14 protein-coding genes are annotated in these 13,494 nt (G+C 54.7%); 7 read left to right on the top strand and 7 right to left on the bottom strand.

Annotated features, from left to right (window positions below):
* Positions 1-151 precede the first annotated feature (151 nt).
* Positions 152-358 carry a DUF1657 domain-containing protein gene (locus PCH01S_RS05010; RefSeq protein WP_042227273.1) on the bottom strand — a complete coding sequence of 69 codons (207 nt, stop codon included), beginning with the start codon at positions 356-358 and terminating at the stop codon, positions 152-154.
* Positions 359-563: 205 nt separating this feature from the next.
* Here PCH01S_RS05010 and PCH01S_RS05005 point away from each other — a divergent pair, with 205 nt between their 5' ends.
* The 5 genes from PCH01S_RS05005 (at position 564) to PCH01S_RS04985 (ending at position 6,408) form a co-directional block, all read left to right on the top strand.
* The gene (locus tag PCH01S_RS05005) at positions 564-1,424 is read left to right on the top strand and encodes a DUF421 domain-containing protein (RefSeq protein ID WP_042227271.1); all 861 of its coding nucleotides are present in this window, start codon (positions 564-566) and stop codon (positions 1,422-1,424) included.
* 181 nt (positions 1,425-1,605) lie between these two features.
* Positions 1,606-2,688 carry a lactonase family protein gene (locus PCH01S_RS05000; RefSeq protein ID WP_042227270.1) on the top strand — a complete coding sequence of 361 codons (1,083 nt, stop codon included), beginning with the start codon at positions 1,606-1,608 and terminating at the stop codon, positions 2,686-2,688.
* Positions 2,689-2,892: 204 nt separating this feature from the next.
* Complete coding sequence (locus PCH01S_RS04995; protein ID WP_042227268.1) at positions 2,893-4,149, top strand: multidrug effflux MFS transporter; 1,257 nt, start codon at positions 2,893-2,895, stop codon at positions 4,147-4,149.
* A 176-nt stretch (positions 4,150-4,325) separates the two neighbouring features.
* Positions 4,326-4,922: a nitroreductase family protein gene (locus tag PCH01S_RS04990; protein WP_042227267.1), complete on the top strand. Its 597-nt coding sequence runs from the start codon at positions 4,326-4,328 to the stop codon at positions 4,920-4,922.
* 208 nt (positions 4,923-5,130) lie between these two features.
* Positions 5,131-6,408 carry an N-acetylmuramoyl-L-alanine amidase gene (locus PCH01S_RS04985; protein WP_042227265.1) on the top strand — a complete coding sequence of 426 codons (1,278 nt, stop codon included), beginning with the start codon at positions 5,131-5,133 and terminating at the stop codon, positions 6,406-6,408.
* A gap of 110 nt (positions 6,409-6,518) precedes the next feature.
* Here PCH01S_RS04985 and PCH01S_RS04980 read toward each other — a convergent pair whose 3' ends face one another.
* The 5 genes from PCH01S_RS04980 to PCH01S_RS04960 all read right to left on the bottom strand — a co-directional run bounded on the left by PCH01S_RS04980 (position 6,519) and on the right by PCH01S_RS04960 (position 11,146).
* Positions 6,519-7,628 (bottom strand): GerAB/ArcD/ProY family transporter, encoded by a 1,110-nt coding sequence (locus PCH01S_RS04980; RefSeq protein WP_042227264.1) that lies wholly within the window; start codon positions 7,626-7,628, stop codon positions 6,519-6,521.
* A gap of 20 nt (positions 7,629-7,648) precedes the next feature.
* Positions 7,649-7,861, bottom strand: coding sequence for a hypothetical protein (locus PCH01S_RS04975; RefSeq protein ID WP_042227263.1), 213 nt, complete (start codon positions 7,859-7,861; stop codon positions 7,649-7,651).
* Positions 7,858-9,045 (bottom strand): Ger(x)C family spore germination protein, encoded by a 1,188-nt coding sequence (locus PCH01S_RS04970; protein WP_042227262.1) that lies wholly within the window; start codon positions 9,043-9,045, stop codon positions 7,858-7,860. Before PCH01S_RS04970 ends, PCH01S_RS04975 begins: the two co-directional genes overlap by 4 nt.
* Positions 9,046-9,051: 6 nt before the next feature.
* Positions 9,052-10,671: a spore germination protein gene (locus PCH01S_RS04965; RefSeq protein ID WP_042227261.1), complete on the bottom strand. Its 1,620-nt coding sequence runs from the start codon at positions 10,669-10,671 to the stop codon at positions 9,052-9,054.
* Between the two features lie 136 nt (positions 10,672-10,807).
* Positions 10,808-11,146 carry a YrdB family protein gene (locus PCH01S_RS04960; RefSeq protein WP_042227260.1) on the bottom strand — a complete coding sequence of 113 codons (339 nt, stop codon included), beginning with the start codon at positions 11,144-11,146 and terminating at the stop codon, positions 10,808-10,810.
* 194 nt (positions 11,147-11,340) lie between these two features.
* Between PCH01S_RS04960 and PCH01S_RS04955 the strand changes: the two genes are divergently transcribed.
* Positions 11,341-11,862, top strand: a complete 522-nt coding sequence (locus PCH01S_RS04955; protein WP_042227259.1) for a DNA topology modulation protein — start codon at positions 11,341-11,343, stop codon at positions 11,860-11,862.
* 117 nt (positions 11,863-11,979) lie between these two features.
* The gene (locus PCH01S_RS04950) at positions 11,980-12,219 is read left to right on the top strand and encodes a hypothetical protein (RefSeq protein ID WP_042227257.1); all 240 of its coding nucleotides are present in this window, start codon (positions 11,980-11,982) and stop codon (positions 12,217-12,219) included.
* Between the two features lie 357 nt (positions 12,220-12,576).
* Here the strand turns inward: PCH01S_RS04950 and PCH01S_RS04945 are convergent, their stop codons facing one another.
* On the bottom strand, positions 12,577-13,416 hold the full coding sequence (locus PCH01S_RS04945; protein ID WP_042227255.1) for a helix-turn-helix transcriptional regulator: 840 nt from the start codon (positions 13,414-13,416) through the stop codon (positions 12,577-12,579).
* Positions 13,417-13,494: the final 78 nt, after the last annotated feature.

The raw sequence follows: 13,494 nt of genomic DNA, 5'->3' as shown, positions 1-13,494 counted from the left end.
AATGATAGTTGGTTTCATTGTTTGCAGACTTCCGCGATAATACACGGCAGTCCAGGAGCTAAGTCCTGCCACCCGGCTTACGTTCCCGTAAACGGGAATGACGCAAAAAAAGCTCTGCCGGCCCGAGCCGGCAAAGCTTTTACGATCAGGGTCAGAAGCCTTGATATTGCGGTTCTTCGTTTTCCAGCTGCTGAACGCGCCCTTGTACCTGGGTGACGACATCCTGGGTGGTTTTGGCGGCATTTTCGAACAGCGTCTTCGCGTCCTGGTTTTGTGTGCTCAGGGCAAACGATTCAAGGCTCGCTTGGGCGCTTTTCAGGGAAGCCAGACAAGTTTTTACTTGGGAGCCGACTGTCATTGTATACACCTCCTTTTCCGTGAAATCCTTTGATTGGACAAAAAGTAATCTAACCGGACAGCCTCGGTTTCATTCATGCGCGGGTTTAAAAAGCGACCGGCTCTAAATGGCCCCGGGGAAGAATAAAACGACTCGGAAAAGGACAACTTTTTTAGGAACGGGAAAGATAAATTTAAGGAGATACGACAGAAGGAGGGACCGGATTATGCCGGATTGGATCGTGGTTGTTTTACGGACCCTGATGGTCATCGTGATCGTACTGGCCGCAGCCAAGCTGCTCGGGAAGAGGCAGAACAGCCGGTTGACGTTCTTTGAAGTGACAACGGGGGTCGCCGCAGCCGTCCTGGCCGTCTATATAACGCTGAGCCGCACAGCCGATTGGTATTTGGGAATTATAGCTCTGTTCGTGTGGATTTTGGCCGCCGTCGGAATCGGATTTCTCCAGATGAAAAGCAAAGCGGCCCGGGATTTCATTGATAACCGGGAAACGATTCTCATCAAAAAAGGAAAAATCATGGAAGAAAACCTGAAGAAAGAACGGCTGACTACGGACGATCTGCTGCAAAGCCTGCGCAGGAAAAACGTGTTCCAGGCGGCCGACGTCGAATTTGCGGTGATGGAAGCGAGCGGGGAAATCAACGTGCTTCTGAAAAAGGAAAACCAGCCTCTGACCCCGAAGCACCTCGGCATTAAAGTCGGCCCGGCGGAAGAGCCGCAGGCCGTAATTATGGATGGCAAGGCGCTCGACGAGCCTTTGGCCGCCATCGGTCTCAACCGGGGCTGGCTCCAGACGGAGCTGGAAACGATGGACGCGACCATCGACAACGTTTTTCTGGGTCAGGTGGACTCTTACGGAGAGCTTTACGTCGATTTGTTCGACGACAAGCTGCAGGTTCCCCAGCCTCAGAAAAAAGCGGTCCTGCTCGCCCAGATTAAGAAATGCGAGGCGGACATCGAGATGTTCGGCCTTTCCACGAACGATCCGGAAGCCAAACGGATGTTTGAGGAGTGCTCCAGGTCCATGGAGGAGATGATTTCGGAAATCAAGCCGCTTTTGTCCCGCTAGCAATGGAACGCAGGCGGAAAGTATCCGGGCACCCACGGGGGTTGAGTTTCCCTGTACGGGTGTTTTTATTTTGGGGAACAAGTTTGATTTTTATGGCAAGAAGCGTGTACATTTAGAGGAGAAACCCGCAGCACTTACATAACAGGTTGTTTCACGTATTTATAAGGAGGAGGAATGTGTAATGTCCGGTCAAGGAGAACGTTTGCTGGTCTTTGTCGGTTCTTATGCGGAACCGGAAGGCCCGGGTGTGTATGTGATGGAATTAAATGAAGAAACGGGCGCGCTTACGAAGCTGGATGAGGTATCCGGCCTTAAAAACCCCACGTTTCTGAACCTGGATGTCGAGGGACGCAAGCTGTACGCCATTTCCGAGGGAACGACAAGCGAGGGCGCCCGGACCGGGTCCGCCTACGCGTATACCATTGATTCCGGGCAGGGGAGCTTGACCGAAATGAACCATGCCGTCACCGTAGACGCCCCGACCTGCCATATCCAGAGGGATGCGAGCGGACGCTACCTCGTCGTGGCGAGCTATCACGGCGGCCTCGTCGGGCTTGTCGAGGTGCGCGCGGACGGCACGGTCGGCAGACTGCTCGACGTGAAGCAGCACGAAGGCCACGGGCCTAACCCCGAGCGCCAGGAGCAGCCTCATCCGCACTCGGCGTTCTTCAGCAGGGACAACCGGTTCGTGTTCGTACCGGACCTGGGGCTGGACCGCATCGTATCCTATGTCCTGGATACGGAGAACAACGTGCTGAAGCCGCACGGCGAAACCGCCGTGCCTCCGGAAGCGGGCCCGCGTCATATGGCGTTCCATCCCGGCGGCAAGCTGGCGTTCGTCATCAACGAGATGAGCTCCACGGTAACGTCTCTCCGCTACGACGAAGAGACAGGCGTTCTGGAGCCGATCGAAACGGTGACGACGCTGCCCGAAGGGTTCACGGGCGAGAGCTACTGCGCAGAGATCCTGGTGTCGGAAGACGGCGCATACGTGTACGGCTCCAACCGGGGTCACGAAAGTATCGTCGTCTACTCGGTGGACGAGGCGAGCGGGAAGCTCACGGTTGTGGAACATGTGTCCGTGGAAGGCAAGCATCCGCGCAACTTTGCCTTGACGCCGGGCGGCGCGTTCCTGATCGCGGCAAACCGCGACACGGACAACATCGCGACGTTCCGTGTGGACCGCTCCAGCGGCAGAATCCAGTATACCGGACAGTCGGCCGCGGTGTCGAAGCCGGTCTGCGTGCGGCCGGCTTATCTATAAGAGGCGCCGTTACCGGCCCGGAAAGAAAAGGAAAAGCGGAACGTCTGCATGCGGACGTTCCGCTTTTTTTGCGGGATTCCCGGAAGGGTGTTGACAGCTTGTAACTTTATAAGTTACAGTAAACGTTGTTCTTTTTACGGGAGCTTTCGTTTATAGTAGGAATCGGACAAAGCAATCAAAATTTACAAGATAGGGTTGAATCGGATGAGTAACAACAGTCTCGCCGCAGCGGAAGGAGCCGGCCGTTCGCGGAAATTTACGCTTGCCGTCATTCTCGGGTCTCTGTCGGCTTTCGGACCGCTGTCGCTGGATATGTACCTGCCGGCGCTTCCCAAACTGGCGGACGATCTGAATACGACGGCTTCGCTGGCTCAATTGAGCTTGACTTCCTGTCTGCTCGGCCTCGCCATCGGGCAGGTGTTTGCAGGCTCCATCAGCGATATCAAAGGCCGCCGGGGGCCGCTTATGATTGGCCTCGCCGTTTATACGGCCGCATCTTTGCTGTGCGCGATCGTGCCTTCCGTCTGGGGGCTTATCGTTCTCCGCTTCATACAGGGGATGGCCGGGTCTGCGGGCATCGTGCTGTCGCGGGCGGTTGTACGGGATATGTACAGCGGACCGGAATTGACGCGCTTCTTCTCGCTCTTGATGCTTATTAACGGAGTGGCGCCGATCCTTGCGCCCATTGCGGGCGGGCAGCTGCTTCAGTTTACCTCCTGGCAGGGCGTGTTTATCGTACTGGCTCTGATCGGCGTGATCATGCTGCTCGCATCCTGGAAGGGCCTTCCCGAAACGCTGCCCGCCGATAGGCGGACGAAGGGCGGCGTCAAGCAGACGGTCGCCACGTTCAAAACGCTGCTGCGCGACCGGATCTTCATGGGCTACGCGCTGTCGCAGGGCCTGGTGGCCGCGGCTATGTTCGCTTATATTTCGGGATCGCCGTTCGTGATCCAGAATATATTCGGCGCCTCGCCCCAGATGTTCAGCCTGTTCTTTGCCATCAACGGCTTGGGCATCATTCTGGCGGGTCAGATTGCCGGGCGGCTGGCCGGAAGGGTGAGCGAGACGAAGCTGCTGATCAGCGGCCTGATCATTGCCGGTCTCGGAGGCGTCACGCTCCTTGCGATGATTCTTGCCGGAGCCGGACTAACGGCCATCCTGATCCCGCTATTCTTTGTGGTGTCGAGCGTCGGGATCGTGAACACGGCGGGATTTTCCCTGGCGATGCAAAACTACGGGCATTCCGCAGGCAGCGCATCGGCTCTGCTCGGCCTGCTGTCGTTTATTTTCGGCGGGCTTGTCGCCCCGCTGGTGGGGATAGCGGGAAGCGGGACGGCCGTTCCGATGGGAATCGTTATCGCGGCGACGGACGTTGGCGCCATCCTCTGTTATTATTTCATGGTCAAGCGTCATATCTCACGCACCGGACAGTCCGCCGAATCGGCGGCGGGCACGCGCTGATGATTTACAAACGGTTGAATACTCTTGCTTCAAGCAGTTGAAGCGGGAGGGTTCAGCCTTTTTTTGTGCCCAAATCAACCCATATTGCCACTCGCTAAAAAAAAGATGCTTTTTTATTCGAAATAGGCTACACTATAAAAGTAGGTAACTTACAAAAAAGAGGTGGCTAAGAAATCATGGATTTTAATACTGCTGTAAAAAACAGACGTTCGATCTATGCGATCAGCAAAGAAGCCGTCGTATCGGACGAGAAAATTGTGGAACTGGTAAACGAAGCTGTTAAACATACGCCTTCTTCTTTTAACTCTCAAAGCGCGAGAGTGGTCGTTCTGCTGAACGAACAGCATGACAAGTTCTGGGATCTTACAACGGAGATTCTGCGCGGCATCGTCGGTGACGGCGAGAAATTCGAAGCAACCGCCCAGAAAATGGGTCTCTTCAAAAACGGCTACGGAACGGTGCTGTTCTTCGAAGACCAGGCTGTCGTGGAAGGTCTGCAGCAGCAATTCGCGGCCTATGCCGACAACTTCCCGATCTGGTCCCACCATTCTTCCGGCATGCTTCAATTCGTCGTATGGACGAGTCTGGAAGCCGAAGGTTTCGGAGCTACCCTGCAGCACTACAACCCGCTCGTCGACGAAGCGGTACGCACCGAATGGAACGTGCCTGCAACCTGGAAACTCGTGGCTCAAATGCCTTTCGGCAAGCCTGCCGCAGAAGCCGGCGAGAAACAGTTCCAGCCGGTTGAAGACCGCGTGAAAGTGTTTAAATAAGCCTTTCGGCTTCGAAAGAAAGACCTTCTCTTCCGGGAGAAGGTCTTTTTGTCTGTCTGCCGGGTTATATTGACTTCTTCGGGGATTTATCTCGCGTGTACAAGGGCGTATGAGCTATATTGGAACCAGATGGGACATCCACACTTACCGTAATGGCGAAACCGGCATATCCTGTCCTATCCTACATGACGTTGAAGAGGTGAGGACAATGGCTGTATCCCAGCATCCGATCATAGGCAATTCACTAGCTTCGCTTGATGTCATCACAGCATTCATTCGCAAGGTTAATCCGTCCTTCAACCCGGAAATAGCCAGACAATTTCTAACCGTGGGAGCCAAGTACGGCGTCCGCGGCGATGTCGCCGTCGCCCAGTCCATTCATGAAACGGACTGGTTCAGGTTTGGGGGTGACGTCAAACCCGAGCAGAACAACTTTGCCGGTATCGGAGCGACCGGGGGAGTTCCCGGCAACAGCTTTCCGACGATCAAGGACGGCGTAACGGCGCAGATTCAGCATCTTTTCGCCTATGCGTCCCCAAATCCGCTTCCGGCCGGAGAAGCTCTCGTTGATCCCCGGTTTGCTCTCGTTGCGCGCGGCATCGCGCCGAACTGGGAGGATCTTGCGGGCCGCTGGGCCGTTCCCGGCTATGACCGCAGCAAATACGCCAGCCTGCAAGCCGCCCTGGAAGCGGGGGAAACCTACGGGCACTCCATCTTGAAGCTGTACGACGGCATGACGGCCACGGCTCCGGTGCCGACCGTTAAACCGCTTATCGTGATCGACGCCGGTCACGGCGGCACGGATTCCGGCGCTTCGGGCAGCGGCCTGCTGGAGAAGAACTTGACGCTCACGCTGGCGCTCCTGGTCCGGGACCGGCTCGTAAACGGGTATGCGGCCAATGTCAAACTGACACGGAGCACCGACGTCTTCGTCGCCCTGTCCGATCGCGCAAACCTGGCAAACGGCTGGGGAGCGGCTTATTTCGTCTCCATTCATATTAATGCCGGCGGCGGAGAAGGATTCGAATCGTATGTTTATCCGGGCACTTCCGGCGGAGTGACGGGACAGAAGCGCACGATCGTTCACGATACGATTGTGAAGTATCTGAGCGCGCTGAAAGTCGTGGACCGGGGCAAGAAGGAAGCGGATTTTGCGGTATTGCGGGAAACCGGCATGTCCGCGGTGCTGCTTGAAAATCTGTTCATTGATAACGCTGCCGACGTCAGTCTGCTCGGCGATTCCGGCGTGCTTACAAATCTGGCGAACGTTATAGGAGACGGGGTGGCCAAAGCGATGGGACTGAATCCGGAAATTCAGCCGGTAATACCGGCTTGGAAAACGGAAGGCGTGGATTGGCTTTACGAGAAAGGACTTCTGACCGATCCGGCGTGGAAAGACAAACTTGACGAGCCGCTTCCTTTGTGGGCGGAGGCCGTTATTTTGAAGCGTTTGTATGATCTTCTCAGCGGAGACGGGACGGATTAACACCGTGTGAATAGAGGCGACTAACAGGCCGATCCGGTAAACGGACGCGGCTTTTTTTATTGTGCGGGCGGGGTAAAGGGATCTTTCCGGCCAGGGCCGTCTGACGGCAATTAAGTGGAAGGTTCCCGGACGGGCTGCCGCTTTTTGAAGCGGGAACGGAGCGCGTCGATCAGCAGATATACAACGGGAATCAGCTCCGCCAGCAGCGTCATGGGCACCGCGGTTGTGCCGGCGAACCGGTCCAGGGTTTCGGAGGAATTTACCATCCAGAGGCAGAGGAAAATGACCGTAACGCCGAAGGGCAGGGTGAGCAGCCGGGTATCTTTCATTTTCAGGGTCTGGGTGACGGTGATCACCGAGATATACAGAAAGAGGCTGATTTTGACGAGCAGCGTAAACAACCACATGAGAATGAGGATCGGGTCCATGTTCTGGATAAAATTTCCGAGCTGAATGTATCGCGTCATTTCCAGATTGGCGTAGGTCAGATTGGCTGCCAGGGAAGGTCCGAAAAGCAGCACCATCGGAATCATAATCCCCAGCGTCAGAATTCCGGCGGTGACGATAGCCCATGCCAGCGCCTTCATCGTCCGGCCCGTTTCTTTGAACTTGGGGAAAAACAGCACGATAAACGTCATTTCTCCGAAAAGTCCCGTAATCATAGCGGTTGCACTAAGAATGCCGCGTCCGTCAAAGTTGGTGAACAGGGAAACGACCGAATAGGGGACGATATCCTGGCAGGAAGCAACGGCGATAAGTACGACCAGAGCCAGTGTCACGAAAAAAACACCCTGGGTTGAACGGAATATGTTCGTTATACCCGAGTGGACAAGCCTCGTCGTGCATAGGCCGAGCAGGCCGGCCACGGCCCAGAGGGGAGTGCCCGGAAGGTAAATTTCGACGATAAAATCGGTCAATTGCCTGAGCACAAGCGCCGCCGAAAACAAATAAATAAACGCCATTAACAGGATGAACAAATAATGCAGAGGCCGTCCGACAATTTCCCCGCCGTACTCCGCCATGTAGCCCCCGGGTCTGCGGCAGCTTAATTTGTAGGCCAGGTAGGTGAGCGTTCCTCCCAGAAGGCAGCCGGCAATAACGGGAATCCAGACCGAATATCCCGCATTTTGGATGAGAGGCGCCGCGAGAAAGCTGACCAGCGTAGACAGAAGGTATTGGGTGAACAGCATATAAGTCTGCAATGGCGTTATTTTGTCCATGATAGCCTCCTTCAGCGGGTTTAAGACGTCACATGCAAGGAACCGAATACGATTTCGAGCCATTCGATCAATGATTCACCGTTATTCGAATGACGGAGAAGCAGCACGCAGGCGCAAAGGACGCCGGTTACGCTTAAAGAAACGGAGAAGGTCCGTTTCTTTTTTCCGCAGCGCACCAGGTATCTCCATTGGATGATCATGACAATCGCGTACGTCAGCAGGACCGTAATCATTTTGAAACCTCCTTGTCCTTTTGGGGATCTAGGGTGAACGTTTTCTTGACCACTCCGATTCTACGGATGGTGGCGTCGGACGTACACTGGATGTTGACTTTTTTGCTGAATATTTCATCCCATTCTTTACGGATGCGGTTCCATTCCTTCGGGTATTTCCATTCTAGAAAGCGGTTCAGTTGAAACGCGTCCGTTCCCATCTGCTGAGTCAACCGGATCGAGTGCTCGACATCCTCCTTGATTTTGTTTTCCACACTTTTCTCCATTTCTTTAAGCTGCTTGTGATCTTTTAAATTAATGTTGGAGTATGAAGCGACGATATCCAGATCCGTATTGACATGAATCTTGTACGTAAAGGTATCTCCCGTCAGCTCGGGCCGGATCCGGGTCGAATTCCGTTCGACGAGCAGGCTGACGGCTTTGCCGTCCGTCGGGGAAGGCACCGTGATTTCCCGTGTTTCGGGCTGGCCTTGTATCCACAAAGCCCCTGCGGCTTTTTTTCCCGGCAGTGAGCCGACCATCTTGTCTGCTTTGAAAACAGCCGCCCCGTCGGGACCCATCCAATTCTCTTCTTTGGATTCGTTCATAATGCCCGCTTTACCGAAAACGAGACGGGTAACCAGAAAATCTCCCCCCATGTAATGGGCTCTCAAGATATCTTTGAAATTGATGGCCGTCGCTATTTTGCGTTTGCCGTAGGCGTAGAAAATGTCGGACGGGAAACGTTCCATGGTCAGAGGGAGGTGGATAATCTGATCGACGCTGCCGTGCGTCACGAACAAGTTTGCATTGATATGCACTCTCGGTTCCCGGGCTATCAGATCCAGCAGCGATCCGATCCCTTCCTCGGCGTAGCGATTTCCGATAATGACGACGTGAGTCTGTCCGAATGTGATTTTCCGCGAGAGATCGTTCTGGATTTTACGGAAGGCGTCGCTCAGGTTCGTTTCGATTTTGGAAAAGTACGTAAACGGCTCACGCCCTGATTGGGAGCCCCCGCCCACTTCGCCGGGAATCAACCGGTTCGCCAGCGGCATGCCCAGCACGAGCTCGTATCCGTCATCGGTTTTGTCTACCATTACGATTCGCACGAATGCACGGTCATTCAGCTCGACAGAGGACCAGCACCCTGCCAGCAGAAAGAGAGAGAGAAGAATACCCGCTAATCTTGCCGTCATTCGCATGCTCGTTCAATCTCCTTCCTCGGCGGGATTTTCCCACTTGCGGCCGTTCGGCTTCTGCCTGTTAAGATTGCGGGACGAAGTGAACTTGGGCCGTGTGATCATGGTCCACCACGGAGCCCTCACGAAAATGTCTTTCATATCTTTGGGAACCATTGGCACGACCGGGGACAGGTAAGGGATGCCGAACGACTTCAGCTCCGTGAGATGGATATAGATCAGGATCATGGCGCAGGCGATGCCCACCAGCCCGAATCCGCCCGCCAGGATCATGATGGGAAAGCGCAGCAGCCGGAACGAGAGACCGAGATCGTAGTGCGGGATAATAAAAGAGGCGATGCCCGTCAGCGAGACGATAATGACCATCGCCGCCGAGGCGATGCCCGCCTGTACGGCTGCCGTCCCGATAATGAGCGCGCCGATGATGGAGACGGCCTGCCCGACCGATTTCGGGATACGCGTGGCCGCCTCCCTCAGAGCTTCGAAGAAAACTTCCATGATCAGCGCCTCGACAAACGCCGAGAAAGGGACGACCTCTCTGGATGAAGCGATCGTAATCAGCATTCTTTCCGGGATCGTTTCCGGATGAAAGGTCGTAATGGCGATATAAAAGGACGGCAGCAGCAAAGAAACGAACAGGAACACGTACCGGATCCAGCGGATCCATGATCCCGCCCAGAAACGCTGATAATAATCTTCGGCAGACTGCATCATCATGAACAAGGTTGTGGGCGCTATAATGGCAATGGGCGTGCCTTCCACAATAATGGTGATTCTACCTTCGAGAAGGGCGGCGGCGACGACATCGGGGCGTTCCGTATATTGCAGCTGGGGAAAGGGAGAGTACGGATTGTCTTCGATAAATTCCTCCAGATAGCTGGAGCCCATAACCGAATCGATCTCGATATCGGCCAGCCGCCTGGCAACTTCATCGACCAGCGCCGGACTGCAGACGTCTTCCATGTAGACCGTAATGACCCGTGTGCGGGTCTTCGTGCCGATGATTTGTTCCACGCATTTGAAATTGTGCGTCCGGAGCCGTTTCCGGAGCAGGGACAAGTTGTCCTGGATACTCTCGACAAACGCCTCCCGGGGCCCGCGGATAACGGTTTCGCTGTTCGGCTCGTCGATTTGCCTTTTGATGTAGGAGCTCAGCCCGAACGACATCATGCGGGGCTCCTGATCGAGCAGAAGCACAGCGCTGCCTTCCAAAATATCCTGAAGCGCATCCGTCATCGTCAGGAGCGTTTTCTGCCGGTCGGCGGGAATCATTTTGCGGTCGAAGAGATTCCCGGCGAGATGTTCTGCTCCTTGAACGAACGAGTCGCCTAGAATCACTTTCAGTACGCTCTGCTGCAAATCGTTTCTGTCCACGGACCCTTGGATGTAGACAAGGAGGCAGGGGGTATTTGTCCCCGCCGTAAAGGTGTGATAAACGACATCGGAACAATGGGCGAGCTGCGTTTTCAGCCATCCCGTCCTTTCCGCCAGCGAAGCGTCGCACGGTTCTTCCGCGGGGCAGGCCGCTTCCGGGGAACCTGCGTTCGAAGAACCCGGAGACGGCTGCTGCCGCGGCTGTTTCGGAGGACGGTTTGCTATTTTGGTGAAACCCCGAAGAAAGAATGCCATGGCGTATCCTCTGCCTTTACTCGTGTAGTCATCTTAGTTTGTCTTCAAGCGTTTTCTTTATTCTGGATGCGAAGGAATGAGAAGGAATAGGGAGCAGCCGGAGAGGGGGGAATCGGATAAAGGGGAAGTCCGCCGGTTACTGCGACCAGACAGCCATCAGGAGGCGGTTTACAACCGCTGAGGACAGGAAAAGGAAACCAAGGCGCGTATGACCCGCCGCAAACAGAGAGGCCGTTCCCAGGCCGAAGATAGCCGCTTCCATAAGCAAGTGCCACGGCTGAGGAAGGGGATAACTTGCTTTAGGAGACATGAACAGCCCCCAAACGACAGCGGTCAATAGCGGTGCCCCGGCACCCAGCAGCGTCTTCATCATCCAGCCGTCTCCTTTCGTTATTCCCCAATTGCCGACCGCGACGAGAAGACAACATTCCAGAATAAAACGAATTCCCAGGTTAGCAGCTAAAACGGCAGCCATACAGACACTCCTCCTAAAACTAATGTTATTAGTTTTATAATAACTAATGACGTTAGTTTTGTAAATGGAAAGGAATTTACTTTGTCGGGACTCCAACTTTTTATTGCACGCTATGATCGGACCTGATAAAATTTTTCGGCTGACTTAAAAAATACGGAAATAACCGCCTGAAGTGGGGAGAACAGGAGAACGGAATGAAATTATTACTGATCGGACCCGGAGGTTCGGGAAAATCCACCTTTGCCCGGGAACTCGGCGAGAAGCTGGAGCTGCCTCTTTATCACTTGGACGCGTACTATTGGAAACCGGGATGGGTGCCGACCCCGAATGAAGAATGGGACGAATTTATCGGCAAGCTGATCCGGGAGCCCGCTTGGATTATGGACGGAAATTACGGAAGGACGCTGGAAATGCGTCTGAAGGCTGCGGATGTCGTCATTTTTTTCGATCTGCCTTCCTGGCTGGCCGTCTACCGGGTGATTAAACGCCGGATCATGTATCACAACCGGACGCGGCCGGATCTTAACGAAGGCTGTCCGGAACAGCTCGATTGGGATTTCGTCAAATGGGTGTGGAACTTCCGGAGGCACAAAAGACCGCAGCTCCTGGAACAGCTGGAGAACTGCGGAGACAATGTCCGTGTCTTCATCGTGAAGAACGGAAAGGACAAGCAAGACATTCTGGAAGAGCTGCTTTCCCTTCGATCTTTCGTTTGACTCCCTTTATTTTTCACGGGGAATTTCGGAACTCTACGGCCGTTTTCATGCGCGTTTTGTTTGAGAATTTTCGGTTTGAGGTACTTATGGTATATCTACCGAAGGAAGGTGAGTCTCATGACGGAACCGAAAAAACCGAGCCATGAATTGGAACGCCAGACGCAGCAAAAGGGGAACCGCGACCATCCGGAGCAGTTTCCGACCGAAAATGAAAGTTTGTTCGATCTTCACGAAAGCGAAAAAAACGTCGATCCGATTCCGTTGGAAGATTTAAATATGGAGCAGAAGGAAGAAAAAGACAAGACCGCCACGAAGTCCGATTCTTCCAGCCCGGACAAGTATCATTCGGGCTTCTAAAGTCGGATTCCGGATGATTCCGGCAATCCCGACCTCACAAGAAAGCCGGTGTCCGCTTAACGAAACGGACACCGGCTTTTTCGGAGCCTGAGACCGGCTGAGACGGGACCCTGCGGGAACGTGCGGAAAACCCGATGAATCGTCTCATCACACGCGTCCGGATTCTGTCCGATTTTGCCGGAGTCCCCCGCCCCTATCGACCCGCTTCGCACAGCACCCAATTCCCCGGGCGATGTGGACAGGCTCAAGCATGAAGGTGGTCAACCGCATCGGCCGGGGTGTCGCTGCCCGCAAATCAAGTTTGGATGCTGCGCTATCCGGCATCGCCGCGTGCGGACGCTCGGCGCATCGGGGCTGTCAGCTCCGGTCCATGAGCTGCATCAGCTTCATTTCCGTCGACGATTCCTGCGCGGGAGTATAAATGCTGCAGCGCAAATCCGTGCTGCCGCGCACCTGCAGGGACGTCAGGTCGAACAGCATTTTCCCCGCTTTGGCATGCCGGAACTCGATCAGAACTTCCGGTGCGGAGCTCACCTTGCTTTGTTCCCAGAGCCGGTTGAATTCGGGATAGGTGAGCTTCATTTCGGCCAGGAACCCGTTGTACCACTCGTCTTCGAAATACTGGCCGTAATACGCGCGGAAAATAGCGAGAAAGCCGCTGACGAAATCTTCCCAGTTTACAGCAAGCCTGCGGAATTCCTTGCGCGCAAACAGGAGGGAGATCATGTTGCGCTGTTCGGGCGGAATCTTCTCGAAATCGAGGAAAACGCGCGTGGCCGCCTCGTTCCAGCCGACAATCGTACACCTGCGGTCGGAGATGATGGTCGGGCAGTTTTTCAGCTCCTGCAGGATTTTCTGCAGGGAGGGCGATATTTGCGGCAGCTCCTCCTGGAGCAGGTGAATGCCCGAGCTGGTTTCCAGCGCCAGGGAAGTGAGGTACCTCCGCTCGTCTACCGTCAGCTGCAGCGCGGAAGCGATATTATCCAGCACCGAGGCCGACACTTTAATATCCCGTCCCTGCTCCAGCCACGTATACCAGGTCGTGCTGACCCCCGCGAGCTGGGCCACTTCCTCTCTGCGAAGCCCGGGGGTTCTTCGCCTGGTTCCGGCGGGGAGCCCCATGTTTTGCGGGAGCAGCTTGGCCCGCTGGCTTTTCAGAAAAGCCGACAGAGCTTCCAGTCTTTCGTCCTTGTTCATCCGCTCATCTCCTCGAATCCTTATCGTAGTAGTAATTATACTAGAATAAACTACAACTTGTAATAGGATACATCGAGT

The organism is Paenibacillus chitinolyticus NBRC 15660 (assembly GCF_000739915.1).
GTDB classification, from domain to species: domain Bacteria; phylum Bacillota; class Bacilli; order Paenibacillales; family NBRC-103111; genus Paenibacillus_F; species Paenibacillus_F chitinolyticus.
The sequence above is the reverse complement of the archived record's forward strand: the minus strand, read 5'-3'. Positions and strand labels throughout refer to the sequence as shown.

Bases quoted from the DNA above. Each gene is read 5' to 3' on its own strand.
- PCH01S_RS05000 (WP_042227270.1), top strand. From the start codon at position 1,606: ATGTCCGGTCAAGGAGAACGTTTGCTGGTCTTTGTCGGTTCTTATGCG.
- PCH01S_RS04965 (WP_042227261.1), bottom strand. From the start codon at position 10,671: ATGGCATTCTTTCTTCGGGGTTTCACCAAAATAGCAAACCGTCCTCCG.
- PCH01S_RS04945 (WP_042227255.1), bottom strand. From the start codon at position 13,416: ATGAACAAGGACGAAAGACTGGAAGCTCTGTCGGCTTTTCTGAAAAGC.
- PCH01S_RS04955 (WP_042227259.1), top strand. From the start codon at position 11,341: ATGAAATTATTACTGATCGGACCCGGAGGTTCGGGAAAATCCACCTTT.
- PCH01S_RS04980 (WP_042227264.1), bottom strand. From the start codon at position 7,628: ATGGACAAAATAACGCCATTGCAGACTTATATGCTGTTCACCCAATAC.
- PCH01S_RS04975 (WP_042227263.1), bottom strand. From the start codon at position 7,861: ATGATTACGGTCCTGCTGACGTACGCGATTGTCATGATCATCCAATGG.
- PCH01S_RS05010 (WP_042227273.1), bottom strand. From the start codon at position 358: ATGACAGTCGGCTCCCAAGTAAAAACTTGTCTGGCTTCCCTGAAAAGC.
- PCH01S_RS04995 (WP_042227268.1), top strand. From the start codon at position 2,893: ATGAGTAACAACAGTCTCGCCGCAGCGGAAGGAGCCGGCCGTTCGCGG.
- PCH01S_RS05005 (WP_042227271.1), top strand. From the start codon at position 564: ATGCCGGATTGGATCGTGGTTGTTTTACGGACCCTGATGGTCATCGTG.
- PCH01S_RS04985 (WP_042227265.1), top strand. From the start codon at position 5,131: ATGGCTGTATCCCAGCATCCGATCATAGGCAATTCACTAGCTTCGCTT.
- PCH01S_RS04960 (WP_042227260.1), bottom strand. From the start codon at position 11,146: ATGGCTGCCGTTTTAGCTGCTAACCTGGGAATTCGTTTTATTCTGGAA.
- PCH01S_RS04970 (WP_042227262.1), bottom strand. From the start codon at position 9,045: ATGCGAATGACGGCAAGATTAGCGGGTATTCTTCTCTCTCTCTTTCTG.
- PCH01S_RS04990 (WP_042227267.1), top strand. From the start codon at position 4,326: ATGGATTTTAATACTGCTGTAAAAAACAGACGTTCGATCTATGCGATC.
- PCH01S_RS04950 (WP_042227257.1), top strand. From the start codon at position 11,980: ATGACGGAACCGAAAAAACCGAGCCATGAATTGGAACGCCAGACGCAG.